Consider the following 24,713-nt stretch of genomic DNA (forward strand, 5'->3'; position numbering starts at 1 on the left):
TTTGTATTCCCGATAAAGGAGTCATGCGCCGCCGCGCAACATGAATTAGCAAGTGCCAGAAGCTAAGCGGATTGCGGCATCGATAGCTTGAGACCTGCCCCCCCTTAACCACGCTCCGAGATCAACAAGGACTTCATCATGAAAGCGTTTGGCCTGCCCCCTCCGGTTGCACCTTGCATGGCATTGGCGCTGGCTCTCTCTTGCGCGGTAGTGGGTGCCGTGCCCTGCGCGTACGCCGATTCGCTCGACAACATCAAGCAAAGCAAGGTGGTGAAGATCGGCGTATTCCAGGACTATCCGCCCTTCGGCTCGATCGGCGCAGATATGAAACCGCGTGGCATCGACGTAGACCTTGCTGCGGTCCTGGCGAAGAAACTCGGTGCGCACGCAGAACTCGTACCCGTCACGGGCACGAACCGGCTGGCGTATCTCGCCGATCATAAAGTCGACCTGCTGATGTCGGTCGGGCAAACACCGGCGCGAGAAAAGGTTCTGGACTTCACGCAAGCCTACGCGCCCTACTACATCGCGGTGTTCGGTCCGAAGGCCATCGAGGTCAAGCAAGCGGCCGACCTTGGTGGCAAGTCGGTTGCGACCGCGGGCGGGACGAACGAAGACGTCAGCCTCACGAAGGTTGCACCGGGCACGGCAACGATCAAGCGCTTCGACGATCAAAGCGGCGCGATTGCCGCGTATCTCGCGGGCCAGACCCAACTCATCTCGTTGGGCGCAGACGTGGCGGCACGCGTTCGCGCGATGCATCCGCAAACATCGATCGATGAAAAGATTCGTCTGCTCGACTCGCCCATGCACATAGCCGTGAACAAGGGCGAAGGACCGTTGAGAGACGAATTGAATACCGCCTTGGACGGTGCGCGCAAGGACGGCTCTATTGACCAGATCGAGAAGAAGTGGCTGGGCGCCTCCGTACCCGCATCCTCATTTTAATTTCTGATTTGTGATTTCTGATTCGCGCGGAACGACAGCCGCGCACACAGGTCACGAGAAAACAAACATGAAACCGGCATATCCCATTCGAGCACCCGCGTTGCGGCGCGCATGGCTTTTCGTTCCCGGCGCCGATATCAGGAGCCATGCAGCAGCACTCGCAAGCGGCGCGGACGCTATTGTTGCCGACCTGGAGGAAATGACCACGCCAGAGGATCGACCCATGGCGCGAGAGCGGATCGTCGCAATGCTGCGTGAAGCCGCGAGTCTGGGATTGATCGGCGCCGCACGCATCAACAAGCTGGAGAATGATGGCTATGCCGATCTTGAAGGCATCATGCCTGGAGCCCCACATGCTGTCTTTTTGCCCCACACCGAGACCTCGGATCAACTCGTCGTGCTGGACGCGGCGCTCAGCGAATTTGAACGTATTCACGACATCGTGCAAGGGACGACGGAGATTGTTCCGACTATCGAATCCGCAAAGGGTCTGGTCGCTCTCGGAACTTTATTGACAGTCAATCCACGCATTCGATGCTGCATGCTCGCGGTCGAGGACCTGGCTGCGAATCTGGGTGCACGTCGCACGCCTGAAGGCCGGGAACTGCTCTATGCACGCAGCCGGTTTCTCATGGAATGCATTGCGGCGGATTGCGTGCCGATCGACCTGCCATGTACCTACCAATCCCCAGCAACGCTTGCCGCGGATATGGATCTTTCTACTCAGCTTGGATTTACATCGAAGTGCGTGGTGTTCGCCGGCCACGTTGATGCGGTCAATCGTGTGTTGACGCCGTCAACGGACGCTGCGGACGCCGCGCGGGCAACACTCGCTGCTTATGAAGCGCAAGGGGCCTATGCCGCCGATGCAAACAATTGGGTGGACGCACCCAAACGCAATAACGCCAAACGTCTGCTCGCTCGCTACAAGGCTTTTCAGCGAGATAAGTAAGCTTGGCGCGAAGAGTTGTCCGTCTTAGTAAAGTCCCGGAATCAGTCGCGATGTCTGTGCCCGGTAAGCATCGTATTCGGCGCCGAACTGCGTATGCAGCAGCGTTTCTTCAGAACGGATGCGCGCGACGAGCGGCACGATAGTGATCGCTGTGAGCAATACCCCGACCCCGGAGCGAAAGGTGAAGGCCCACCCCAGCGCATTGACGAGCAGGCCCAGATAGCTGGGATGCCGGATGACACCATACATGCCGGTGGTGACCAGCGTATGGCCGGGCTGAATAGCAACCAGACCGCTGAACCGGTGGCCAAGTACAAAAACTGGCCATATCCGCAGCACGCCTCCGGCGATGAACAAGACCACGCCAAGCCAACGAAGGCGGTCGCCATCGAGTGTCCAGAATTCCTTGCGGTCCGTGTAGGCCGGCAGATACGCTTGCAGCAGTCCAATTACTATCAAGGCTGCGATAACCCAGCGGTTGTCGCGATCCTCACGCTCACCCGCGCTCAGATTGACGCGGCTGAAGATTGCCACGACCGACAACACCAGCGTTGCGATAGCCACGACGCTCAATGCCGGATGCGAAAAGAAAGCGGCGAAGCCACCCCATCCAAGGACCGCGAGTCCGAGATAAATCATCATCCCCGTCACGGTTGCAAAGGCGAGCTTGGGTGTGGACATCATGATGGCTGTCTCGTTTGGTTGGACGCTCCTTCTAGTTTAGGACGTTACTCAAGAACCGACGCGGTTGAACATCGTTGGTTGGATGCTGCTCCGCCCAGGCTTGCGGCGTCATGCCAGGCCCAAACGAACTCAGCCGCCCATTGCAACGCGGCCACCCACCCTTATCTTTCCCGCGGCGCGAGAGGCATGAATAACGCAAGGGTTATCCAGATTGCGCCCTTGATACAGCGTTATATCCGCATTCAGCCTGATACTCAGTGCCCCAGCGGCGACCCCGGTCGCAGCGTCTTCCAGCGTCGCGTCGAGATGATTGAAGTTGCGGCCGACGTACTGGCTCGGGCTTACGCCCATCCGCGTGTAGACGAAGCAACCATTGACGCCATTCGTTCGCCCCCATTCTGTGATGCCGTCCAGATCCGGGTGCAGGGAATACAAGACATCTTCGCTCGCCACTTCCACGAGAAGCTTGGGGCTGCCTACGGAGGCCACCTCGGGCGACGACATGAGCACGCCCACATCGCAGCGCAATAACTTTGCTGCGTCAGCAATGGATACATCAGGAAAATCCGCTTGCTGTATATCGACCGACACGAAGATATCGTCGCCTGCTCTATCGAACGCCAGCGGTTGCTTTTTCATGCTCGACGTCAGCAATAACGTGCCGCCGTGCCGACCGGTCCTCCAGACATGGTCAGCAGCCGCGAGTGACGCATGCAGACACAGCGGGCTTCGTGCATGCGGGTAGTAAAAATCCAGTGCGAGCCGGTCGCTTGCCGGACCATCCGCATCTACGAAAACACACGCATGAGCATGTTGCTCGATCGTGAATTGTTGTCGATCCTCGAGCGACCAGTCTGAGAGCTCTGGACCCGAGATGACCAGAGCATCGTTTCCATTCAGCGAAGTTGCTCCGAAGCATCTATATCGTTCAATGTTCATTGAATCACCTTGAGTTACCGATTGTCGACATAGTACGGTCTTGGTCTGGCTAAAGCCAAGGGCTGCTCTTAGCTTGCTTACAACAGACAGACGCGCCCTTAGGCGAGCCGGTTACTAGCTCAATCGAATACCGCGCGCGATAACCGCACCCCCTGAATTCCGAAGAAATGCCGCGGTCGGGTAAGCTTCGCTTAATCGACGCTCCGCAGGCAAATCCATGTCCTCCGTCTCCGCATTCAAGCTCGTCCTGCTCTCACTAATCGTGATGATCGGCTTGCAGTTGCTAGCCAAGCGTCTTAAATTGCCACCCGCCGCCGCCCTGCTGATTGGGGGCATTGCGATGGCATTCGTGCCAGGTCTTCCTCCCATTCACCTGGACCCGGACCTGGTGATTGTCGTATTCCTGCCGCCGCTCCTCATGGACGGTGCCTACTTCACTGTCTGGGAAGAGCTCAAGCGCAATCTCGGCGCCATCCTGCTTCTCGCTATCGGTGCCGTTGCGTTCACCACACTTTCGGTCGGCATGGTCGCCCATCTGGTTGTCCCCGGTCTGCCTTGGGCAGTCTGCTTCGCGCTCGGCGCTATTGTGTCGCCGCCAGATGCCGTCGCGGCCAAGGCCGTGCTCGAACGCCTCGCACTGCCACGCCAGCTGATGGCTATCCTCGAGGGAGAAAGCTTGCTCAACGACGCGGCTGGCCTCGTCCTGGTTCGCTTCGCCGTGGCGGCAGCGCTTACCGGCACTTTCAGCATGGAACATGCCGCGGTGAGCTTCGCCTTCCTCGGCCTGGGCGGCGTGGTGGTCGGTGGCATCGTGGGCTATTTGATCGTGCAAACCGTCCGCTGCCTTGACGACGACTATCTCATCATCACCATCAGCGTATTGACGGCATGGATAAGCTACGTTATTGGCGAAATGCTCGGCGTCTCCGGCGTAATTGCCACCGTAACGGCCGGCCTGACATTGGGTTGGTATCAACACGAAGTCTTGAGCGCTACCGTTCGCATGCGCGGGACGGCATTCTGGCAGGTCATTGTCTTCCTTCTCGAAGCGCTCGTATTCATCCTGATCGGGCTGTCTCTTCGAGGTGTCATCGCGCGGTCTGGCAGTGCCGACAATGCACTCTTTACGCTCGCGCCAGCCGTGGCGGCGGTGATTGGCGCGGTGGTCCTGTCGCGCTTCGTATGGGTCTTCGCTACCGAGCTTTTCAACATGGCATGGCAGCGTTTAACCGGCCGCGGGGACGTGGCGCTGGATTGGAGAACCGCGACCATAACGAGTTGGGCGGGCATGCGCGGCGTGGTCACCCTCGCGGTTGCGCTGTCGCTTCCAGAAACCTTGCCTGGGCGGGATTTGATCCTTGTCGCTTCGTTTGCCGTCATCCTTGTGACCGTATTGCTGCAAGGAACTACCATTGGCGTTCTCATCGAATGGATCAATCCTGATCGCAGCTCGGATGCCGGCGCTCAGCACCTGACCGAACCGCAAGCGTGGGCAAGACTGGAGGCGGCGCAGCTCGCCGCTATCGAGCCGCTTGTACACGACAGCGAGGGGAAGGTGATTCATCCTCGGCTGCTTGAGCAGTACACCTATCGCGCAACACTCACAAAAGCGTACGGCGACCGGACAGACTTTCCGCATGAGGAACGTACCACTCATTACGATGTCGTTCTGGCGGCCATCGCCGCCGGGCGCAAGGAGTTGCTCCGGATGCATCGTTGCGGCGCCATTCACGATGAGATGCTGCACGTCCTCGAGCGTGACCTGGACTTGCAAGAGGTGTCCGCGCGGCATGGACGCGGTTGATATCGTGGAATAAAACAGGCAGCGCCTGCAAATCCGCTGGTTGTCAGGACCGGCAAACTGCCGGGGAGCTTGCGTTGGTACAATCGGGGCAAGCTCCTTGTCCCTCTTCCCATCATGTCCGAAACGAACTGGTTGTCCGAACCCAGCACCGCGTCTAAACGCATCATCTTCGCGCGCCACGGCGAATATCCGTGCAACGTCCGCGGCGTTTGCAACAGTAATCCCCGCACCGGCTTTTATCTGACCGAGAAGGGCGAAACGCAGGCAAAGGCCTTGGGCGAGCGCCTGAAGGACGAGAAAATCGAGCTTATCGTGACCTCCGAATTTCTGCGGGCGCGGCAAACAGCATGGTTGGCAAACAAGATATTGAATGTTCCGCAAGTCGTTAACCGGCTAGCCAACGAAAACCGGGTTGGTGCAGAATTTGAAGGAAGGTCTGGCGAAGATTTCCAGCGTTTCATTGCCCACGCACCGGCGACTACCGCCGCGCCGGACGGTGAACCCTTCACGGGAATGCTTGCGCGTGTTCAATCACTTATCGCCGACCTGAAGCTGAGTAGCCCGCAAACCGTGCTGGTCGTCACACACGGCTGGACGCTTCAGGCTGTGCGGGTCATCCTGAACGAAATCAGTCCAGATGACGCCGCCCGATGTGTGGACATGCCGTCCAATTGCGAAATTGTTGAAGGAAGGTTTTAGCCTCCGTGGCTTCCGGCGTGGTGCTCCGGCATGCAAGTAGCCGGCAAGTCACTTAAACGCGTAAGCGACTCCAACGCCGTAAGTGATTTGATTCCGGTTTCCGCGCTGCGTGACGATCGGACTGTCAGCCGCTGAGCCGGAAATCCGCTGGTAGTAAATCATTGCGCCGCCAAACCAGTGTTTGTCGATCTGGTAGATCGCGGCAAGCCACCCGGTCATCTGTTCAAGTCCACCGGAAGGACTGAAAGCTGGCAGGCCGCTGCGTGTGGCGTCCTCCTCCGTTACACCGTAGTACACCTGGTTAAATCCCTGGCTTACCCAGCTTGCGCCTACCCCAGTGCCTACGAAAATGCGCCGCTGCACGGGCAACCAAAGGCTGCCGTTCACCGACACCCGTGCTCCCGAATACACGATGCCCGCGTTGGTCACCACGGTCACAGAGCCCCGAAGGCGATACGGGAAAGCGCCCTGGTTATCGTATTCGTAGCCCACAAAGCCTCCCGCTTCCGCAGTCGTATGCACGTCGTGCACCTGGGAAACCACCGGATCGTCAACATGACTTCTTCCCAGGCGAAGCGCCACGGCCGGACCGTATTGCAGTCCTGTCACCCCACCAAAATCGAACTGGGCATAAGGCCCGTATAGCTCGAACAGCCGCCCGCCATCCGTCACATAACGTATTCCCGGCACAGCGCCGACAAAGCGGTCCCGAGCCCCGGCATAGTCCGTCGTAGACCCAAGGCCGCCGCCGACCATGCTGGGAAGCGTGCCGGGGAGGTCGAAGGACGCTGCCCGGCTTTCCCGGGTGATCAGGCAGCACATTGCCAGCAAAATGACACGCAGGCATGCTTGAATCGAGTGGTTTTTCATTGGCCGGCCATTGGAACGGAGGTGGCGTGAATCCAGGTTCAAGTCTTAGCGCCAGGCGCTGCCGACTTGAACGTAGAACGCGTTTTGGCCGGGGCCACGTGCAACATCGATACCCATCGTCAAACCGAGCTTGCGGGCGATCAGGTAGCGAAAACCCGTTCCGAAACCATAGGCGGTGGGCGCATCTGAGATTGAATGAAGGTTTCCATATGCTTTGCCGGCGCCTCCAAAACCAAGCACGTACCAGCGCGGCGCCACATTCCACCTGAGTTCGACTTCGCTCGTCAGTTGATTGCGGTCTTGATACTTCGCGTCAGACACGCCGCGTAGCGAGACGTAAGGCTGTGCAAAAAATGGGATATTGCCCTGCGAAAATCCCGTGTCGGCGCGCATCCCGAGAACCCATGACGGAGCGAGCGGAATCCAGTGGTAGCCCTTCGCGGTTTCCATCTGGAAATTTGAAGAGCTGCCTAATCCACCTCTCGCGATTTCCGCTTCAAACTCGGCATAGGTTCCTTTGCCGGGGAAAAAGAAATTGTCGCGAGTGTCGTAGTCGACGACCACGCCGCCCTTCGCGACGCGTTGCTCGTTCTTGAAATCAAGCAATCCGTTTGGAAGAATGGGGCCGAAGCGCGTGTTCGAGTCCAGGAACGTGTAGCGAGGGCCGACGTACCACGGACTATCGTCCAATCGGAACAAAACTTGCTGAACGACACCAACACCACTTAGCTGATACGCGTGCGATCCGCCTTGCGCCCCGTAGTAATTCAAATGCAGGTTGATCTTTCCCACAATGCCAAGATAGCGAATCCGGTCGTCGTCCCAAGTGTGGAAGTGCATCAGCCCGACACCCCAGCTATGCGTGCCCGTCGCGAAGCCGCCCAAGCCCGTGATGTTGGGAGGCGCTGAACTCTTGACCTCGCTCTGAGGGGCATCCGGATCGTGCTTGGGCATGGTGAAGTAAAGGAGGCCAAGGCCGAGCCCATACCCAACCGCAGGTTCCGTGACAATAGTGGGTACCGGCAGGACTCCACGATGAGAGAGCAACATATCGCTCAAGTCGAACATACCGTCTTCAGCGTCCGTGAATTTTCCTTCGGCAGACGCCACGCCGGTGAATGAAGCAGTCAGCACAAGGCAGCCCAGTAACGGCATTATCCTTTGTCGTAGCCCAAGGACAGCGCTCGAATCTCGCTTGCATAATTTCATCGACACAAATCCCATCATGCAAGGTTTAGTTCATCGCTCGCAAGCGAATGCAATCTATCGACGCCGTGGCTTAAAAGCTTCGGTGTGCGTGCAAGTTTTCAGAGGCGGCGTCAGCGCTCGTTAATAATCTGGCAACTCGAGCCGATCGGGTCTTGCGGTTTGAATAGGGATTCTGCAAAAGTGGAAACAAGGTCGACCGATATCAGAAACTCAAACAGAACGCAATCTCGGTTCGAGGAGCGACTAATCCCCCCCCAAGCGAACACATTTGATAACCGCGAATCAGGGAAAGACGGAGCAGTCGAGCATCGATTGGACTTAACGTTCTCCGCCTGCATTCAGTCTCTAGCTCGGCTTGGATGTTCGCTTGTGCCAGATGCCCAGTTGGCTTGCCGGCGAAAGCGCCCGCGGATCCAGGAGATTTGCATTGAAGTCGCAGCATTTTTGCGCCAGTTGCGCGACCTGATTGCTCAGCGAATAGGCATGCTCTGCTCTGTGGAGTGCCACGTAGTGGACAGGCGGGAGAGCGGGCTTCGTTTTGATAATCTTCAGGATACCTGCCGTGACCATGTAGTTAAGACATGTCTTCGGCAGGTAACTCACGCCCATTCCTGAGACGGTCAGCCCAATTTGAGCGACCAGATTGTTTGCTACAAGAATCTTCGCCGTGCTCACCCCGTTCTCGGACAAAAACTGCGAGTAAGTCAGCCCGGCCCAGAGAGATTTCCCTGCAGAAGCAACGGGAGCTGGGCAATGTCTGCGATTGGTATCGTCGCTTTGCCGGAATCAAGCGAGGGCTAACACATCCATGCGTTTTCCACGGTGCCGGCCGGGATGCTGGTAAACCGCTCGCTCGCTGCAGCCTGAGGAACAATGATCAGGTCTACGGTATCGGTTGCGAGCCGGTCCCTCAGCGTGGCGCTCAACTCGACCTCGGCCTCGATAATGACCTTTGGACAGGTTCCCTTAATACATAAACAACGCCCCACCCCAGATGCTGCCTTCAGCCTCGGCCCACGAAAGGCATATGACTAGCCATGACCGTCATGAACAGGACGTTTGCGTCCAGTGACAAGCTATCCATGTACAGGATTGCCTTGACCACATTATCCATCGACATGCGTGGCTCTACCTTGATCGAACCATCGGCCTGGAGCGTCCCTTTTGCCATCAGCTCGCTCATGTCAGTCACGACATTGCCGATATCTATCTGGCCACAGGCAATGTTGTAAGGACGGCCGTCCAAAGAGGTCGCCTTGGTCAAGCCGGTGATTGCGTGTTTGGTGGCGGTGTAGGGTGCAGCCTTTGGCCGCGGTGCATGCGCTGAGATTGAGCCGTTATTGATGATTCGGCCGCCCCGTGGCTGCTGTTTCTTCATCATCCGGAAGGCGCCTTGCGTGCACAGAAAGGCACCGGTCAGATTAACGTTGACGGCCTGAACCCACTGTTCATAGGTGATGTCTTCCAGCGAATTTTGCGGCGTGAACGTACCGGCGTTATTGAACAACAGATCCAGACGGTCGAACTTTTCTTCAAGCTGAGTGAACAGGCGATTGACCGACTCGAGGTTGGCAATATCGCAGGGTATCGCATGGGCATTAACCGCATGTGAGCCAGCCATACTCGCGGTTTCAGTCAACGCACGCTCGTTTCGTCCCGCCAGCACAACGGTGTAGCCTTCACCTAGTAAGCCTAACGCCACGCCACGCCCGATTCCTGATCCTGCGCCCGTGATCAAGGCAATTTTCCCTTCCATTGTCACCCCTCGCTATTCATGGTTACCGGTAACTAATCAACTGACTTTAGCATGAAGAGACAAGCATGCACAAGGCGGTCCGATTGATAGTAACCCGATATACAGCGGAATAAAAACGTCTTCGTCGAGGCCAGCGCCTGGCTGATTTTTAACGTACAGCATCGTTCAGTTCAGTCAAATCGCGCTGCCGCGTTTCGGTCGACAGGGACACGCCGATCAACGTGACATATAAATTCCCATGACCTAAAACGCGCCGCCTGACAGTCCGACCAGGTACTTCCCCAGCAACGGCGCGATGCCACCCGACAGCACCGCACCCAACTCACGCGTGAATCGACGCCAGAGTACCGGTAGCGATTGCCGAAGAGTTCCGAGAAGTGTGAGCACAGCGCGCCCAGCATGTTGTTTGCCCCCAGCGCCAAGCGCAGCCGGATCCAGACCGCCGCGCCAATGAGTACGACGCTCGAAAGAAAAGGGATACGCCATGCCCATGCAAGGATGGCCTGCTCTCCCAGCACATGCTACATGACGCTGAAGGTGGCCGCGGCGAGGCCGAGGCCCGCAAAGATGCCCACGAACGGCAATGCTGCGAAGAAACCGCGTTGCCGCACAGGGGCGACTTCCAATATCAGCGTCGATGCCCCCGCTTGCTCCGCGCCCGCACCGAATCCTTGCAGCAGTCGCAGCAGCACGAGCGCTACTGCGCCGACGGTTCCGCTGGGCAAAAAGCCGACCAACGTCGTGGAGGTGCCCAAGATGTGTCGCCGGAAGCGGCCGTGGGTGGCGGACTTGCGTTGCTCGTATCGGGCGGCAAGATCCGCATCGACCTGAAGTCGCGCAAGGTCGACCTCATGATCCCCGATGCCGAACTCGCGCAACGTCGCGCGCTCTGGAGGCCACCTGTGCTGAAGAACATGAAACCGTGGGAAGAGATCTACCGGATCATGGTCGGGCAGCAAGGCAGTGGCGCGTGCCTGGAACCGGCAACGCTGTATCTCAACATTATCGAAACGAAGGGTGAGTCACGCCACAGCCATTAATGTGAGCGGGCACCGCGCGAGTCGCTATGTGCTCTCGCGCGGCACCACTTCGTAGTGAATCTTGATGACCGTCGGTAGCGGCTTTCGCTTCGTTGCCACGACGGTTTTCGTCCCTCGGGTCTTGTCCGGTTTGCCCTCGCCTTCGGCCTCATGAAGCGCTGCGAGAAGCGATTCGCCGGTGGCGCGGCCAATGCCATAGGCATCGACGGAAACAGTCGTGATCGTCGGATAACAGTGCCTGGACACTTCGAAGTCGCCGAACCCCGCCACCGCGATATCGCCCGGCACCGACAAGCCGAGCCGATGGCACGCCATGACCGCGCCGAACGCGTGGATGTCGCTGGCGCACATTACGGCGTCGGTGTCGGGCCAGCGATCGAGCAACTGCTGCAGCGCGGCCGCCCCATGAGCCATGGCGACGCCGTGCGCCATGGTCGTCGTCCAGGCGCTTTTCGTGATGTCGCGCGGTTCGCAGCCTGCCGCCCGGACTTCCTTGAGATATCCGCGCCGGCGGTCGATACCGCGCCGGTCGAGCTTCGATGCACTGCTCACGAAAGCAATACGCTCATAACCACGCTCGTAAAGATGGCGGACCATGGCACGGGACGCTTCCGCATTCGAGAAGCCGACAACACGGTCGATAGGATTTGCCGGCATATCCCATGTCTCGATGACGGGAACGCGCGCGCGCGCCAGCAACGAATGCGTCTCGGCCGTGTGGTGACTTCCGGTTAATACGATGCAACGCGGTTGATATCGAAGCAGCGCCCTGACAAGTTCTTCCTCGCGCGGCAGGTCATAGTCCGTATTCGCCAGCAGCATTTGCATGCCCGCGGGTTCGATTACGTCGTTAATGCCGCGAACGGTATCGGAGAAATTCGAGCTTGACAGCGACGGCACAAGGACCGCGACGAACGATGAACGTCCTGACGACAGGGCGCCGGCAGCCGCGTCCGCGACATAGCCCATTTCATTGACCACGCTCAGTACGCGTTCACGGGTGGCCAAGCTCACGGGCCTGCCGGCGAGCACGCGCGACACTGTCATTTTGGAAACTCCGGCGATACGCGCCACGTCGGCCATGCGGGGGGGCGCGGAAGTCGAAAGCTTGTCGTCGGACATCGTCTTCTTCATTAACTTGGTGCGCCAATGATACTGGATGACGATTCCAGGCTAGAAGTCCATCACGTAAAAACTGACCTCAACGAACCTGTTTCCATCGAGCCATCCAGGCTTAATTTCAATTTACTCAGAAATTTCAAACTCCGCACTCAGTGGCAGGCGGTTGCGCAATCGTGACGTCTTGTGGCCGGCTGCGGACCGTAACTGCGTGTTACCAATTTCGCAAGCCGCTTTCACTTGTGAGCACGACTCGCACATAGACTCCAGCGACTGGACGGCATCTGAGTCCGATGCATCTTGGCATGGTCACCGCCTCATCACATTGGAGAGACCAATGCTACGAATCCGTAGCCTTCGAGTGACCGCGCAGTTGGCAGACACCGAGATGTGCGCCGAGTACTGCGCTCAGACCGGCCGTCTTCGCATCCTTAAAGACGGCGTCCCACTGCGCGAATGGTTTCCGCCCAACTCGTGGATTGCCATTGCGTCGGTCGCTGGCGCGCGCAATTGGGGAACGCGGCCCGATTCGAATGAGCTTCGCGCGTTGCTGCAAAGCCAGATGTCGCTGCTGCATATCGGCTAGTCGTCGCGGGCGTCTGGGTATGGCATTTTGCCATCCCATTGCTGCGCCGACGTTGTCGACAACGACGATGAATGGAAAACGCCCCTCGGATTTTCATCGCGAGGGGCGTTATCACCTGAGAACGGTTTCGCTTACAGCGCTGCGTCCTTCAGTTTCTTCAGCGGGCGAACCTTGAGGCGCACCGAAGCTGGCTTCGCAGCAAACCATTTGTCTTCACCCGAGAACGGGTCCTTGCCGAAGCGCTTCTTCTTGGCCGGTACGTCCTGTGCGACAACTTTCAGCAGACCCGGTAGCGTAAACTCCTTCGCGCCCTTCTTGTGAACCGATGCCAGCACGGTTTCTTCCAGCGCCGCCATCAACGCCTTCGCCGCCTTGAGCTCCACGCCTGAGCGCTCGGCCAGGTAAACGGTCAACGATGCCTTCGTGAATGAATCCTTGATAGGTTTCAAGGGAGCGGCCGCAACGGACTTCTTCACCGCAGGTGCAACCGCTTTCTTCACGACTGGCGCAGCAGCTTTCTTGCTGGCAGGTGCTGCTTTCTTCGTAGCGGGTGCTACTGCTTTCTTCGCAACGGGAGTCGCAGCTTTCTTCGTAGTAGTTGTTGCCATATATTCCTCGCTTCTAGTCAAAGGTTGCCCAAGACCTTTGCCTTTGCGCCGTCACCGACTAACGCAAAGGTACAAATCCTCGGGTTGGGCGCCAGCGTACCAATACCGACATGAAGAAGCAACGTCTGAGGCCATGAATTAAGGGGTTTTCGCACGAAAATCACGAAAATGGCGACACGTACCTCGCTTCATGCCTGCCGTTCCAATAAAACCTTTGCGCAATGTGGCTTGGAATGCGCTCAGAGACGGCCGAATCAAATAACAGAGATACATCTCGGACGGTCACTGCTTGGCGAAAAGCAGCGCCTCTTCTCACACGAAATCGACGTTATCGAGTGCACATAAGTGTCCGCGCAGAGACTCAAATTGCGAGAGACGTTCACCGGTCCTGCCGTAATTGTTCGTTGCAGCTGTGTTACCCGAAGACCTTATCAGCGCTTTCACACTCTCAAAGCTCGTGGCATAGTGCGGCCATGTCCCTTTAAGGAGAGCGCAATGCCATCCCTCGAACAAATCCAGGCGAAGATGAAAAAGCTGCAGGTCCAAGCCGATGCTTTGATTGCAAAAAAGGCGCAAACGGCGGTCGACCAAATCCGAAAGATCATGTTGGCGCACGGTCTGACTACTGAAGACATCGAGGCCAAAGCAAAGGCAAATCGCGAAGCGAAAGCGGCGAACGGGAGTGCTTCCAAGGTCAAAGCCAAGGCTACCGGTAGTCCAAAGGGCGCAACCCTGCCGAAATTTCAACACCCCAAGACCGGCGCGACTTGGACGGGCCATGGTCGCGCGCCAGCCTGGATTGCTAACGTCAAGGACCGCAGCAAATTCCTGATTGAAACGGGTGCTGACGCTAGCCACGCAGCGACCGCCGGTACGGTGAGCAAGGCGAAGACCACCGTCAAGAAAGCCGCGGCAGTTGCCGGCGCTGTTGTTCACAAAGGGCAGCGTAAAGGGCCGCAGCCTGCGAAATACCTCGACCCGAAGACGGGCGCGACATGGAGTGGACGCGGCCCGGCGCCTACGTGGCTTGCAGCTGCAAAAGACCGTTCAAAGTTCTTGATTGCCGCTGCCGACACGGTCGTCACTACGGGCAGCGCTACAGGAAACATTAGCAAACCAAAGTCTTCGGCTGTCAACGGTACGGTTGCAAAGCAGGCTGCGACCAAGAAGGGAGTGGCAAAGAAGGCAGCAGCAGAAAAGGCCGCTACAGTCGCTGAGTCGTAAGCGTTGCATGGTCACCGTCTAGACCACCGGTGCCAGAATTGCAAAAGTAGTTCCCTACCCACTTTATCAAATCAAATGGTAGGGACTATTTTGTCAACAGTAGAAAAACGGGTAGCACACGCAGAGGCAAGCGCTGCTACCCGTGATCTGGGCGGGCGCCAGTGCGTCGGCGCACGTGAGCGCAGACGCGTTGGGGAGATCATTGCCGCCATCAATGCAGGCGGGTTCGACGCGATCTATCTCGACCTGCGCGGCGCGATGGTGACCGAACAGCACGACGACGCCGAAGGCGAATTCCCGAACGCGTGCGCCGGAGTGTCGGCAATCGCATACCGGTGGTCGTCTCACGGGATCTTCATGCGAACGTCACCCCGCACATGTTCAAGCATGCCAACGCCCTCGTGGCATACCGGACCCATCCTCACGTCGACATGGCGTGTACCAGCGAACGTGCTGCGCTGATTCTCGAAGAACGGGTGTCGCAAGGGCACCCGTTGCACTGTGCGGTTCGTCGCGTGCCGTTTTTAATTCCGGTGATTCGAACACAATGTGCATGGTGCGCGCGCTCTTGCGCATCGAACCTGAACGGATGAAGATCCTCGTGAACAAGGGCTCGGTTCCGCGGCCTATATCAACGCCTGTTCTGCCAGCGCTGTGCCATTGGGTAGGAAAAGATGATTCTGTCGCGGTGAGGAAAATCGGAAAAAGTCGATACGATACGGATAAAAATGCTTATTTTGCAAGATCCTGGAACCGTTCGGCGACTGAATGATGCCATCGGCATTCGCTCTTCATCTCCCCTTTCGCTACCATGTGCATGAGTTCGATACCGCCTAAAATGATGCGGGCGCAACGAAAGCGCTTAAATCCTAGCCTTGGCATTGCGCCAAGGTGCTGGGGCGCCGGGATGCGCTTTTGTTCGAACTTCATATCCAACAACAACTACTCCCCCCTCACTCCACCGTCACCGACTTGGCCAGATTCCGCGGCTTATCAATATCCGTTCCCCGTGCGAGCGCCGCATGAAATGCCAGCAGTTGCATGGGAATAGTATGCAAGATAGGTGATAGCAATCCGTAGTACTCCGTAAGCCGAATCACTTCAATACCAGGACTCGGCGAGATGCCACAATCGGCATCGGCGAATACGAATAGCTTGCCGCTGCGCGCACTCACCTCATGCATATTTGACTTGAGCTTTTCCAGCAACCGATCATTAGGCGCAACTGCTACCACCGGCATCTCGTCGCTAACCAGCGCAAGAGGACCGTGCTTCAACTCGCCGGCGGGGTACGCTTCGGCATGGATATACGAGATCTCCTTCATCTTGAGGGCACCCTCCAGAGCGACCGGATAGTGCATGCCGCGCCCAAGAAACAGGATGTTCTGCCTTCTCGTAAGTTGCTCTGCCCAATCTATGATCTGCGGCTCCAGCGCAAGCACTTTCGTGATCGCGTCCGGAAGATGGCGAAGCGCGCGAAGATGGGTTTGCTCATCCTGTTCTGACAACCGCTGACGCGCCTGAGCCAGCGTCAACGCCAGGAGGAACAACGCGACTAGTTGCGTGGTGAAGGCCTTCGTCGATGCCACGCCAATCTCTATCCCCGCCCGTGTAAAGAAGGTCAGCGCGCATTCACGAGCCAATGCACTAGTCGGCACGTTGCAGATCGCGAGCGTATTCAGCATGCCCTGCTGCCTGGCGACTTGCACCGCGCCCAGGACATCCGCCGTCTCTCCGCTTTGCGACACCGCGACAACCAGCGTCTTCGGATTCGGCACGCTTTCGCGATACCGGTATTCACTTGCGATCTCCACGCTCACCGGCAACTGTGCGAGGCTTTCTATCCAATACTTGGCGGTCAGTGCCGCGTGATAACTTCCGCCACACGCGAGCAGCAGCACGGAATCCGCGGATTTCAGCACGCGCCAGGCGTTATCGCCGAATAACTCCGGCATGATCGATGTAACGTCCTGAAGCGTGTCGGCGACCGCTTGCGGCTGTTCGAAAATTTCCTTCTGCATGTAGTAACGATAAAGCCCCAGGTCAGCCGCCCCGCTGTGCGCCGCGACGGTATGCACGCGGCGCTCGACGCGGCGGCCATCAGCGTCTTCTACCCGATGCCGGTGAAGTTGGATATCGACTACATCGCCGTTCTCCAGGTAGACAATCTGATCGGTGACGTTCGACAACGCAATGGCGTCCGACGCCAGGAAGTTCTCGCCGTCGCCGATGCCGACCACCAAGGGCATGCCATCGCGCGCGCCGACGAGCCGATGCGGCTCGTCGCGGCATAGCACGGCAATGGCATAGCTCCCACGCAGTTGAGTCACCGCTTCCTTGACGGCTTCGAACAAGTCGCCGTTGTACAAATGATCGATCAGATGCGCGATCACCTCGCTGTCGGTCTGACTGGCGAAAACATAGCCGCTTTTCTCAAGCTCCGCGCGCAACTCCTCGTGATTTTCAATGATCCCGTTGTGCGAAAGTGCTATTCGTGGTGCTTCTGCGTTCGGTGAAAAATGCGGATGCGCATTCGCCGTCACCGGCTTGCCGTGCGTCGCCCAACGCGTATGAGCAATCCCCGTATAACCGGACAAGGCTTCGCTGGAGATCACGTCCTGCAAGTGCGCAACGCGATCGACGCTACGAGCCCGCACCAGTTTTCCCGCCTGATATAACGCGACACCACACGAGTCGTAGCCGCGATATTCGAGGCGTTTAAGGCCATCGACCAGATTAGGCAGGATGTTGCGTTGCGCGACCGCGCCGACAATTCCACACATGAGCTTGTTCCTTAGGCGGCTCCCCTTTGGAACCGATGCAGGAATGTTAAGGTTGACCTGATGGAATTTAATTTCAAATTTTTTATGGATATGAAATTTACAATCGACCAAAACACTTGATGAAATTTTATTTCACGCTAAGCTAGGCCCTGGTCACCATACTTGGCGCAAAAAGCGGAGCCCAAAGTGCCCGGAATTTATCTGGACGAACTCGACCTTCGGATCCTCGCCATCCTGCAGAAAGATTCGTCGGTCTCTAACGTCGCGCTTGCCGCGCGCGCGCATGCATCACCGCCTACGTGCTTGCGTCGCGTGAGCAAACTTAAGGAAGCGGGGGTCATCCAGCGCGAAGTGGCCATTCTCGATTACGCCAAGATCGGTCCGACATTAACCGCGATTATTGAAGTGAGTCTTGACCGGCAAGCAGCCGAGGATCTGGACGCTTTCGAAACGTACATCTGCGCGCAAGCCGTAGTGACCCAGTGTTATCGCGTGTCGCCCGGGCCGGACTTTCTGGTCGTAGCTGAAGTCGTCGACATGCTGGAATACGACGAACTCGCGCGCCGCCTGTTCAAGACCTCGTCAAACATCCGCAATGTGCGCACATTCTTTTCGACGCATCGGGCCAAGTTCGAAGCCAATGCGCCGGTAAGGATCGTGGCTGATAGAGTCAGATAACAGGTCGTGGGTATTGGATACCCGCCGGTAAGCTACCGGGATGCGTTCAGCAACTCTTCAGTCGAAACTACCGTGCAATATTCGCCGTGCAGATTTGCTAGCGACATCGCATGGACCTCGTCCGCGCTTCGCGCTCGACCGTCCCAATCCAGGCGACCGAATGTGAAGCACCCGTCCTCTACCAAATAGGTATTGAAGCCGAGGTTACCGGCCATGCGAACGGTCGTCTCAACAGAATTGTTGGTGATAACGCCCGCCACAACAAGGCTCGTATGTCCGCCCGCGCGCAGGCGCTGTTCCAGTCCAGTACCAATGAACGCATTATTCGTGCGTTTCGCGATAACCGGCTCCCCAGGCAAAGGAGCGGCTTCAGGTTTGAAGTCGTTTCCCGGTTGACCCGGACGATAGTGAGAAGCAGGTTCTGACGAATCATGGCGCACATGCCAGACCGGCCAGTTCTCTGCGCGCCAGCGCGCGAGTAGACGGCGAATTTCGGTTTCGGCCGATGGGTTGTTGCGAACGCCCCAGTCCGGATGATCGATGGCTTTTTGCAGGTCGATCAACAGAAGCACTGACCCGCGAATAGACGACGCATGCATAGGCTGATCTTAAGTGGGTCAATTGCGCCAAAGTATAGCTGGGACAATTTCCCGGGCCTGAGTCAAGCGGCAAAAGAGCCGCAACTCAGCAATCTTTCGGCTTTCTCAGCCGCAAGCCGTCCAACTCCGCGAAGCCAGCAGAGACCACGGATACGTTACTCGCCGCCGAGCAAGCGAACATCTGATAATCGCAACATCGAAGCACGCCAATGCCTTCACACGGTCGCCAACTGGAACACGTTAACGGTATCGCGCAGCATCTGGGCCTGCTCCTGCATCGACTGAGCCGCGGCTGTCGCTTGTTCGACCATCGCGGCATTTTGCTGGGTCGTTTCATCCATTTGAGCAATGGCGATATTCACCTGCTCGATACCCCGGCTCTGCTCCTCGGACGCCACTGATATTTCGCCGATGATATCCGTGACGCGCTGCACGGCCTGAACCAGCGAGTGCATCGTCGTGCCTGCGCGCTCCACCAGCGCCTTGCCGTCATCGACCTTGCCGGTGGACTCTTCGATCAGACTCTTGATCTCCTTGGCCGCATCCGAGCTGCGGCGTGCCAGATTGCGCACTTCGCCTGCCACTACAGCAAAACCGCGCCCTTCCTCGCCCGCTCGCGCCGCCTCGACGGCCGCGTTGAGCGCGAGAATATTCGTCTGGAAAGCGATGCCTTCGATCACGGAAATGATGTCGACCACGCGCGTGGAGCTGGCTGCAATACTTTGCATCGTCAATACGACCTGCTGTACCGCGGTCCCGCCTTCGCTCGCGATCAGCGAGGCGTTCGCCGCCATCTTGTTCGCCTGATGCGCGTTCTCCGCGTTCTGCTTAACAGTCGCGGTGAGCTGCTCCATGCTCGCCGCGGTTTCGCTGATCGACGACGCCTGCTGCTCGGTGCGTGCCGAGAGATCGTGGTTGCCCGCCGCGATCTGCTGGGCGGCGACGGTAATGGTTTCCGTGCCTCCGCGAATCCGCCGGACTGTATCGGCGAGCCGTTGCTGCATGCGTTGCATGGCGGACAACATGCTGCTCTCGTCCAATGCGCTCAGCGCGACCTCGTGCGACAGGTCGCCGTTCGCAATGCTCTCGGCGACAATGGTGGCATACGCCGGTTCGCCGCCCAGACTGTGCTTTACATTACGGATGATCAACACCAGCGCCGCCGAGCTAACGCCCCCAATCAACAAGATCACGATCAGGTATTGCAGCAGGCTGACCTTGAACGCGTCGTTGATATCGTTCACGTAAACGCCCGAGATCAGGTACCAGTCCCACGGAGCGAACCGCTTGACGAAGCTGATCTTCGGCACGTGTTCCGATTTGCCCGGCAAGCGCGCCATGTATGGCACGAAACCCTGTCCGCTTGCCTGAGCGACCTTGACCATCTCGACGAACAAAAGCTTGCCGTCCGTATCCTTGTAGTCGCTCACGTCCTTCATGCGCAGATCCGCCAGCACCGGATGCATGATGACCACCGGATGCGCGGTCGTGATGATCATGTAACCGTTTTCGGAGAAACGCATGGCTGCGAGCTTCGCCTTGGCCTGCTCCTGAGCCTGCTCGAGTGTCAGTTGATGGCTGTCCACTTGCTTCGCGTAGTCTGATACCACGCCGTAAGCCGACTCAACCACGTTTTGCACGCCGGTCTGTCGCCCTTCGGTCATGGTTTCGCGAGACTGCCACGCGGCCCATCCACCGAGGAAGAGGAGGCCAAGCCATGTAATGAGCAGCGCCAGCGATAATTTGGTGTTCAAACTGAGACGGTCCAATCTACTCTCCGATACGAGACACAGTTCATGACCCGACGCATGAGGATGCGCGCGCTGTTGTGTGCATATCGGCCGTCTGGAGGAATTCTGAAGTCAGGAAAACACTGAGCGGTGTCAACGCGAATGCGGGAAGTTGGCAAGGCGCAGCGGCAAGCAACTCACATTGCCTATAGGGTTTGCCAAACAATAGTTAGCCGGTTTCCACTGAAAATACCAGCGTGTCTCGCCACTCGCCCCTGATCAGCACGTTCTTGCGATAAAGATCCACCTGCTGCATCCCGAGTTTCTCCAGCACATGGATGGACGCGACATTCTCCGGCCGGCTGGTCGCGAAGATTTCCCGCACGGTCCGCTCGTTCACGAGGTAGTCGACTAACCGCTTCGCCGCTTCGGTAGCGTAGCCCTTGTGCCAATAGCGGGGATTAAGTGAATAGCCGATCTCTGCCTCCGTACCGCATTCAGAGAGACTTGCCCGGTAGCTGCCTATCAAACTGCCATCGTTAAGTACCGCTGCCAGTTCCAAGGTTCTTCTGTCGGGCAACGAATTCCCCAGCACACAGGCTGCTATATATTCCCTCGTCTGCTCAATCGTGTTGGGTCCCCATTCCTGATGCAACACGACCTCGATCGAGCTTGCATATTCGTGCACTGCGTCGACATCGGACGCTTCCAAATCCCTGAGATAAAGACGCTCGGCAAGCAGTTTCATATCGATGCAACCCCATCGCGCGAAACAATCCTGCCGCGTGCAACCACGAGCTTGCGGACCGGTCGGGAAACAACCGCGTAGGCGACTATTTCAGCGTCTACCAGAACGAGATCGGCTTGCGCGCCTTCATGCAGTCCGTAGTCCTTGAACCCGCACGCCAACGCACCCAATTTACTGACACAGTCAAATGCAAGCGCGAGATCTTGATCGCGGCGGAGGTCGTAGCGCATGCCAACGAACATTGCCCGCTCAAGCATGTCGGGTTTGCCGAAAGGTGTCCACGTATCCCGTATTCCGTCATTACCCGCAAACAGCGTCACACCTGCCGCAATGCAAGCGCGCATCGCAGGGACGGGCACGGATGGAGGCGCCGTGGTCAACAGCGCGACGTCGAGATCCGCGATCCTCGCCAACAACACATCGCGCTCGCGATCCACGAGCTGGCCCAAGCAAAACGCGTGACTGACGACCACGCGCCCCTGCATGCCCAACGCCTTGACGCGGTCCAGCAGCAGGTTGAAGGTGAACGCGCCTATCTCGCCAGGTTCGTGAAGATGGATATCAATAGGCTTCTGATGGCGGTTTGCAATCTCGAACGTGGTGTCGAGCGAGGTGACCGGGTCCTGGTCGATGAGCGAAGGGTCCAGCGCACCGAGCACGTCGGCGCCCGCCTTCAGCGCGTCGCTTAGCAGCGCGTCGGTCCCTGGACGACGCAGCATGCCTGACTGGGGAAACGCCACGATCTGTATCTCCATGACATCGGCCAGCGTTTCGCGCGTTGCCAGCACGCCATGCAAGTGCCTGAGCCCGGCGTCCGTGTCTATATCTACATGCGTTCTAAGCCGCGTCGTTCCCGCTGCAAGAAAAGCCCGCGCAAGTGCAAGCGACTGCGCGCCCGCGTCGTGTCCCGTGCTCGCGCGCCACGATCGCTCGTTCTCGATCCGGTCGATGAGCCTCGGCCCCACTTCGTTGCGATACCACGGCATGCCCCAGTTCGTTTTGTCGAGATGCGTGTGGCCTTCGACAAACCCCGGCAAGACCAGCGCGCCCTGGCCGCTTTCGCGCACGACGTCAGCGCCGCGCTGCAGGTTCGTGCCGATTTCTTCTATCCGTGCGCCACTGACGGCGATATCCACAGGGGTACCGTCCGGCAGACGGACATTGGTGATCAACAAGCTGGTGTCCACTGGAACTCCTGGAAACAGAAAGGCAATCAGCGCACTTCAAAGATCGCGTCCACCTCCACAGACGCTCCCGCCGGAAGCGTGGCAACACCAACCGCGGTCCGGGCGTGCCGGCCTCGTTCGCCGAACACCGCGAACATGAGATCGGAGGCTCCGTTGATGACTTTCGGCACGTCAGGATAACCCGGTGTGCAATACACGAACCCGCCCATCCGATGGCAACTGACCACGCAATCAAGGTCGCCATCGAGTGCGAGATGAAGTGCTGCGAGAAGGTTGAGTCCGCAAATTTTCGCTGCCCTTTGCCCCGCTTCAAGGTCGTGCTGTGCGCCGACAGGACCGGCGTATCGAACCTCGCCTTCCCATTCGCAAATCTGTCCCGCGAGGAAGATCAGCGAGCCCGAGCGTGAGAAAGGCTTGAAAGCGCCGCGAGGCACAGGCACTTTCGGCAGCACGAGTCCAAGTGCCTCAAGACGCGCGGCGGGTGAATCCGGATTGGCTGGAACGGGCGCGGATGTCATTGACGGTCCTCGATTTAAAAGATATTGCCTTAAGCAAACGAACGGATGAAACGAAAGCGTTCTCGTCGGATATCCAAGTGTGTCACAACATCCCGAACGAACAAAAGCGCAGGGTGCAGAGGCTTTGCTTGGCGACTGAACAACGCTGCGAAGCTAATGGAGACACCTCAAACGCTTCCCGCGCAGCCAATCAAGCAGGTCTCAGCCCGACCGGGGTTCAGCGAACATTTCCAGCAAGGTGCATACTCTTCGATTGTCGCGCCGCCGCGACCGTATCACGCGTCGCAGTCCCGCTAGCTCCTGCGACTTTGTCCGCGCCCCTCATTACTCCAATCTCCATGTCCCGCAGCCCGCAATCGTCGCGTCCTCTTGTCATTGCAGCGGTCATGGCTTCAATGGCAATGGTCGCCATCGAAGCCACCATCGTTTCTACCGCCATGCCGCAGATCGTCTCGCAGCTTGGCGACCTGCATCTCTACAGTTGGGTCTTCTCGTCCTTCCTGCTGACACAGACCGCCATGACGGTCATCTTCGGCAAGCTCGCGGACCTGTATGGCCGCAAGCCCATTGTTCTTGCCGGTATCGCGATTTTCCTGGTCGGCTCAATACTCGCCGGTTTCGCCTGGTCAATGCCCGCCATGATCGCGTTCCGGCTGATCCAGGGAGTCGGCGCGGGCGCGATCCAGCCGGTCACGCTAACGATTGTCGCCGACCTCTACCCCGCGCGCGAACGCGGCAAGGTGCAGGGTTACCTGGCGAGTGTCTGGGCCATATCGGCGGTGGTCGGGCCAATGGTGGGCGGGCTCATCATCCGCGACTTTTCGTGGGCCTGGATCTTCTGGATGAATGTGCCGATCGGCCTCGCGTCGGCGGCCGGTTTCATCGCGTTCCTGAAGGAATCCGAGCGGCATGCGCGACCATCCATTGACTTCGCCGGGGCAGCGCTTTTCATGGTGTCAATTGCCGCGCTGATGATGTCGCTGACGTATGCAGGCAATGACGACGTCACGAAGGCATTGATCGCGGGCGGGTTCTTTATCGTGTGCCTGATGTTCTTCCTGATGCAGGAGAAACGGGCAATTGAACCGATGATCTCGTTCGCGCTCTGGAGCCGCCGGCCGATTGCCGCGTGTAATGGAGCGACCGTCCTGTCCGGCATGATCCTGATGGGCGCAACCACGTTCCTGCCAATGTATGTTCAAGGCGTCCTGCATCGCACGCCTGTGGTTGCCGGTCTTGCATTAACCATGATGATGGTCGGATGGCCCGTTGGCGCGACGCTCGCCGCAAAGTCGTTTCATCGAATCGGACTGCGGCGCATCCTGATTGGTGGCAGCGCGTTCGTCCCTTTGGGAGCGGTGTTCCTGATCGTGTTGTCGCCGGAAAGCTCGCCGCTCATCGCGGCGTTTGGTTCGCTCATCATGGGCTTCGGCATGGGAACGTCGAGCGTCAGTTCGCTCGTGCTGATCCAGGAAATCGTAGATATTGCGCAGCGCGGCAGCGCGACTGCATCGAATCTGTTCTCGCGCAATCTCGGCAGCACGATCGGCGCGACCTTGTTTGGCGCAGTGCTCAACTTCGGTCTCAGTCATTCGAACGGGGCGGCAGCGGTTACATCGGATCAGTTGAAGGCCTTGCTTCAGAATCAGGTGACAAACCTCGGCAGCAGCGATGCAATCCGTCAGGTGCTGCATCAGTCGCTTCATCTGACGTTCCTGTCGATTTTCGTGATCGCGATTTTCGTCGTCGGGTTTCTCCTCTTCGTCCCTACGATCACGTTGGGGCACGAGAAGAAGATGCCGCTCGAAGCGTTGTCGCCGATCGAAGACTGAACCCGCTGTGCCGGGCTGATTCACGCGTCAGCCCCGGTCCGGCCAAAGCCTCCGCCCGCCTTCATGCATAGCGGAGGCTTTGCCGCTGCGCCCCGCGCTATCCAAACGGCTCCTTCGCGTCGCCGCTCGGCGAGCGGATCGAAAGTGAGCGTGGGGCACGGCACGATTGCGCGAGCGGTGTGCGTTCAGGTCTGCCACGA

General features: G+C 58.1%; 25 protein-coding genes and 2 pseudogenes. 10 read left to right on the plus strand and 17 right to left on the minus strand.

The window, feature by feature from the left end; translation table 11 throughout:
- Nucleotides 1-138: 138 nt before the first annotated feature.
- Entirely contained in the window at nucleotides 139-948 is an 810-nt protein-coding gene (locus BSU04_RS27950) for a transporter substrate-binding domain-containing protein (protein WP_089163610.1), read from the plus strand.
- Between the two features lie 67 nt (nucleotides 949-1,015).
- Nucleotides 1,016-1,900 carry an HpcH/HpaI aldolase/citrate lyase family protein gene (locus BSU04_RS27955; RefSeq protein ID WP_089163611.1) on the plus strand — a complete coding sequence of 295 codons (885 nt, stop codon included), beginning with the start codon at nucleotides 1,016-1,018 and terminating at the stop codon, nucleotides 1,898-1,900.
- 24 nt (nucleotides 1,901-1,924) lie between these two features.
- Here BSU04_RS27955 and BSU04_RS27960 read toward each other — a convergent pair whose 3' ends face one another.
- On the minus strand, nucleotides 1,925-2,584 hold the full coding sequence (locus BSU04_RS27960) for a methyltransferase family protein (protein ID WP_089163612.1): 660 nt from the start codon (nucleotides 2,582-2,584) through the stop codon (nucleotides 1,925-1,927).
- Nucleotides 2,585-2,713: 129 nt separating this feature from the next.
- Nucleotides 2,714-3,523, minus strand: coding sequence for a PhzF family phenazine biosynthesis protein (locus tag BSU04_RS27965; protein ID WP_089163613.1), 810 nt, complete (start codon nucleotides 3,521-3,523; stop codon nucleotides 2,714-2,716).
- 217 nt (nucleotides 3,524-3,740) lie between these two features.
- On the opposite strand from BSU04_RS27965, the gene BSU04_RS27970 reads away from it, so the two are divergent.
- Both BSU04_RS27970 and BSU04_RS27975 read left to right on the plus strand, forming a co-directional pair.
- Nucleotides 3,741-5,327, plus strand: coding sequence for a Na+/H+ antiporter (locus BSU04_RS27970; protein ID WP_089163614.1), 1,587 nt, complete (start codon nucleotides 3,741-3,743; stop codon nucleotides 5,325-5,327).
- A gap of 132 nt (nucleotides 5,328-5,459) precedes the next feature.
- Nucleotides 5,460-6,026, plus strand: a complete 567-nt coding sequence (locus BSU04_RS27975; RefSeq protein WP_179258470.1) for a histidine phosphatase family protein — start codon at nucleotides 5,460-5,462, stop codon at nucleotides 6,024-6,026.
- Between the two features lie 48 nt (nucleotides 6,027-6,074).
- Here BSU04_RS27975 and BSU04_RS27980 read toward each other — a convergent pair whose 3' ends face one another.
- The 6 genes from BSU04_RS27980 to BSU04_RS47190 form a co-directional block, all read right to left on the minus strand.
- Nucleotides 6,075-6,896 carry a MipA/OmpV family protein gene (locus BSU04_RS27980; RefSeq protein WP_256983352.1) on the minus strand — a complete coding sequence of 274 codons (822 nt, stop codon included), beginning with the start codon at nucleotides 6,894-6,896 and terminating at the stop codon, nucleotides 6,075-6,077.
- Between the two features lie 45 nt (nucleotides 6,897-6,941).
- Complete coding sequence (locus BSU04_RS27985) at nucleotides 6,942-8,051, minus strand: BamA/TamA family outer membrane protein (RefSeq protein ID WP_256983353.1); 1,110 nt, start codon at nucleotides 8,049-8,051, stop codon at nucleotides 6,942-6,944.
- Nucleotides 8,052-8,450: 399 nt separating this feature from the next.
- A complete protein-coding gene (locus tag BSU04_RS27990; protein ID WP_089163616.1) occupies nucleotides 8,451-8,780 on the minus strand; it encodes a hypothetical protein in 330 nt (109 codons plus the stop codon).
- A 328-nt stretch (nucleotides 8,781-9,108) separates the two neighbouring features.
- Nucleotides 9,109-9,867, minus strand: a complete 759-nt coding sequence (locus tag BSU04_RS28000) for an SDR family oxidoreductase (RefSeq protein WP_373452881.1) — start codon at nucleotides 9,865-9,867, stop codon at nucleotides 9,109-9,111.
- 237 nt (nucleotides 9,868-10,104) lie between these two features.
- Entirely contained in the window at nucleotides 10,105-10,347 is a 243-nt protein-coding gene (locus tag BSU04_RS28005; RefSeq protein ID WP_144021375.1) for a hypothetical protein, read from the minus strand.
- Nucleotides 10,348-10,382: 35 nt separating this feature from the next.
- Nucleotides 10,383-10,616 carry an MFS transporter gene (locus tag BSU04_RS47190; RefSeq protein ID WP_256983354.1) on the minus strand — a complete coding sequence of 78 codons (234 nt, stop codon included), beginning with the start codon at nucleotides 10,614-10,616 and terminating at the stop codon, nucleotides 10,383-10,385.
- Nucleotides 10,617-10,619: 3 nt separating this feature from the next.
- Here BSU04_RS47190 and BSU04_RS28010 point away from each other — a divergent pair, with 3 nt between their 5' ends.
- The gene (locus tag BSU04_RS28010; protein WP_256983355.1) at nucleotides 10,620-10,901 is read left to right on the plus strand and encodes a dihydroxy-acid dehydratase domain-containing protein; all 282 of its coding nucleotides are present in this window, start codon (nucleotides 10,620-10,622) and stop codon (nucleotides 10,899-10,901) included.
- A 24-nt stretch (nucleotides 10,902-10,925) separates the two neighbouring features.
- Here BSU04_RS28010 and BSU04_RS28015 read toward each other — a convergent pair whose 3' ends face one another.
- Nucleotides 10,926-11,984: a LacI family DNA-binding transcriptional regulator gene (locus BSU04_RS28015; RefSeq protein ID WP_089163670.1), complete on the minus strand. Its 1,059-nt coding sequence runs from the start codon at nucleotides 11,982-11,984 to the stop codon at nucleotides 10,926-10,928.
- 373 nt (nucleotides 11,985-12,357) lie between these two features.
- Here BSU04_RS28015 and BSU04_RS28020 point away from each other — a divergent pair, with 373 nt between their 5' ends.
- Nucleotides 12,358-12,606, plus strand: a complete 249-nt coding sequence (locus BSU04_RS28020; RefSeq protein WP_089163621.1) for a hypothetical protein — start codon at nucleotides 12,358-12,360, stop codon at nucleotides 12,604-12,606.
- A gap of 131 nt (nucleotides 12,607-12,737) precedes the next feature.
- Here BSU04_RS28020 and BSU04_RS28025 read toward each other — a convergent pair whose 3' ends face one another.
- Nucleotides 12,738-13,214: an HU family DNA-binding protein gene (locus BSU04_RS28025; protein WP_089163622.1), complete on the minus strand. Its 477-nt coding sequence runs from the start codon at nucleotides 13,212-13,214 to the stop codon at nucleotides 12,738-12,740.
- A 495-nt stretch (nucleotides 13,215-13,709) separates the two neighbouring features.
- Between BSU04_RS28025 and BSU04_RS28030 the strand changes: the two genes are divergently transcribed.
- Together BSU04_RS28030 and BSU04_RS28035 are read left to right on the plus strand one after the other, a co-directional pair.
- Nucleotides 13,710-14,438, plus strand: coding sequence for an H-NS family nucleoid-associated regulatory protein (locus BSU04_RS28030; protein ID WP_089163623.1), 729 nt, complete (start codon nucleotides 13,710-13,712; stop codon nucleotides 14,436-14,438).
- A 133-nt stretch (nucleotides 14,439-14,571) separates the two neighbouring features.
- Nucleotides 14,572-14,974: pseudogene (locus BSU04_RS28035) on the plus strand (M81 family metallopeptidase); the annotation flags it as partial.
- Nucleotides 14,975-15,170: 196 nt separating this feature from the next.
- Here BSU04_RS28035 and BSU04_RS28040 read toward each other — a convergent pair.
- Nucleotides 15,171-15,317, minus strand: a pseudogene (locus BSU04_RS28040) (IS6 family transposase); the annotation flags it as partial.
- Nucleotides 15,318-15,391: 74 nt separating this feature from the next.
- Nucleotides 15,392-17,221, minus strand: a complete 1,830-nt coding sequence (glmS, locus tag BSU04_RS28045) for a glutamine--fructose-6-phosphate transaminase (isomerizing) (RefSeq protein ID WP_089163624.1) — start codon at nucleotides 17,219-17,221, stop codon at nucleotides 15,392-15,394.
- 186 nt (nucleotides 17,222-17,407) lie between these two features.
- Here glmS and BSU04_RS28050 point away from each other — a divergent pair, with 186 nt between their 5' ends.
- Nucleotides 17,408-17,899, plus strand: a complete 492-nt coding sequence (locus BSU04_RS28050) for an Lrp/AsnC family transcriptional regulator (protein ID WP_089163625.1) — start codon at nucleotides 17,408-17,410, stop codon at nucleotides 17,897-17,899.
- Nucleotides 17,900-17,931: 32 nt separating this feature from the next.
- On the opposite strand, the gene BSU04_RS28055 is transcribed toward BSU04_RS28050, so the two are convergent.
- The 5 genes from BSU04_RS28055 to BSU04_RS28075 all read right to left on the minus strand — a co-directional run bounded on the left by BSU04_RS28055 (nucleotide 17,932) and on the right by BSU04_RS28075 (nucleotide 22,681).
- Entirely contained in the window at nucleotides 17,932-18,471 is a 540-nt protein-coding gene (locus BSU04_RS28055) for a cysteine hydrolase family protein (protein ID WP_306427233.1), read from the minus strand.
- A gap of 242 nt (nucleotides 18,472-18,713) precedes the next feature.
- Nucleotides 18,714-20,267 (minus strand): methyl-accepting chemotaxis protein, encoded by a 1,554-nt coding sequence (locus BSU04_RS28060; protein ID WP_089163627.1) that lies wholly within the window; start codon nucleotides 20,265-20,267, stop codon nucleotides 18,714-18,716.
- Between the two features lie 190 nt (nucleotides 20,268-20,457).
- Entirely contained in the window at nucleotides 20,458-20,976 is a 519-nt protein-coding gene (locus tag BSU04_RS28065) for a GNAT family N-acetyltransferase (protein WP_089163628.1), read from the minus strand.
- On the minus strand, nucleotides 20,973-22,163 hold the full coding sequence (locus BSU04_RS28070; protein WP_089163629.1) for an amidohydrolase family protein: 1,191 nt from the start codon (nucleotides 22,161-22,163) through the stop codon (nucleotides 20,973-20,975). Before BSU04_RS28070 ends, BSU04_RS28065 begins: the two co-directional genes overlap by 4 nt.
- Nucleotides 22,164-22,189: 26 nt before the next feature.
- Nucleotides 22,190-22,681 carry a RidA family protein gene (locus BSU04_RS28075; RefSeq protein ID WP_089163630.1) on the minus strand — a complete coding sequence of 164 codons (492 nt, stop codon included), beginning with the start codon at nucleotides 22,679-22,681 and terminating at the stop codon, nucleotides 22,190-22,192.
- 338 nt (nucleotides 22,682-23,019) lie between these two features.
- Here BSU04_RS28075 and BSU04_RS28080 point away from each other — a divergent pair, with 338 nt between their 5' ends.
- Complete coding sequence (locus BSU04_RS28080; RefSeq protein ID WP_089163631.1) at nucleotides 23,020-24,513, plus strand: MDR family MFS transporter; 1,494 nt, start codon at nucleotides 23,020-23,022, stop codon at nucleotides 24,511-24,513.
- The last annotated feature ends 200 nt before the right edge of the window (nucleotides 24,514-24,713 follow it).

Origin of the sequence: Caballeronia sordidicola (genome assembly GCF_002220365.1) — a bacterium.
GTDB classification, from domain to species: domain Bacteria; phylum Pseudomonadota; class Gammaproteobacteria; order Burkholderiales; family Burkholderiaceae; genus Caballeronia; species Caballeronia sordidicola_C.

Excerpts from the sequence above, each read along its gene's own strand:
- BSU04_RS27950 (WP_089163610.1), top strand. The coding sequence starts at position 139 with ATGAAAGCGTTTGGCCTGCCCCCTCCGGTTGCACCTTGCATGGCATTG.
- BSU04_RS28005 (WP_144021375.1), bottom strand. The coding sequence starts at position 10,347 with ATGGCGTATCCCTTTTCTTTCGAGCGTCGTACTCATTGGCGCGGCGGT.
- BSU04_RS27960 (WP_089163612.1), bottom strand. The coding sequence starts at position 2,584 with ATGATGTCCACACCCAAGCTCGCCTTTGCAACCGTGACGGGGATGATG.
- BSU04_RS28065 (WP_089163628.1), bottom strand. The coding sequence starts at position 20,976 with ATGAAACTGCTTGCCGAGCGTCTTTATCTCAGGGATTTGGAAGCGTCC.
- BSU04_RS27980 (WP_256983352.1), bottom strand. The coding sequence starts at position 6,896 with ATGAAAAACCACTCGATTCAAGCATGCCTGCGTGTCATTTTGCTGGCA.
- BSU04_RS28030 (WP_089163623.1), top strand. The coding sequence starts at position 13,710 with ATGCCATCCCTCGAACAAATCCAGGCGAAGATGAAAAAGCTGCAGGTC.
- BSU04_RS27965 (WP_089163613.1), bottom strand. The coding sequence starts at position 3,523 with ATGAACATTGAACGATATAGATGCTTCGGAGCAACTTCGCTGAATGGA.
- BSU04_RS27985 (WP_256983353.1), bottom strand. The coding sequence starts at position 8,051 with ATGCCGTTACTGGGCTGCCTTGTGCTGACTGCTTCATTCACCGGCGTG.
- BSU04_RS27970 (WP_089163614.1), top strand. The coding sequence starts at position 3,741 with ATGTCCTCCGTCTCCGCATTCAAGCTCGTCCTGCTCTCACTAATCGTG.
- BSU04_RS28080 (WP_089163631.1), top strand. The coding sequence starts at position 23,020 with ATGTCCCGCAGCCCGCAATCGTCGCGTCCTCTTGTCATTGCAGCGGTC.
- BSU04_RS28015 (WP_089163670.1), bottom strand. The coding sequence starts at position 11,984 with ATGGCCGACGTGGCGCGTATCGCCGGAGTTTCCAAAATGACAGTGTCG.
- BSU04_RS28020 (WP_089163621.1), top strand. The coding sequence starts at position 12,358 with ATGCTACGAATCCGTAGCCTTCGAGTGACCGCGCAGTTGGCAGACACC.
- BSU04_RS28025 (WP_089163622.1), bottom strand. The coding sequence starts at position 13,214 with ATGGCAACAACTACTACGAAGAAAGCTGCGACTCCCGTTGCGAAGAAA.
- BSU04_RS27955 (WP_089163611.1), top strand. The coding sequence starts at position 1,016 with ATGAAACCGGCATATCCCATTCGAGCACCCGCGTTGCGGCGCGCATGG.
- BSU04_RS28075 (WP_089163630.1), bottom strand. The coding sequence starts at position 22,681 with ATGACATCCGCGCCCGTTCCAGCCAATCCGGATTCACCCGCCGCGCGT.
- glmS (WP_089163624.1), bottom strand. The coding sequence starts at position 17,221 with ATGTGTGGAATTGTCGGCGCGGTCGCGCAACGCAACATCCTGCCTAAT.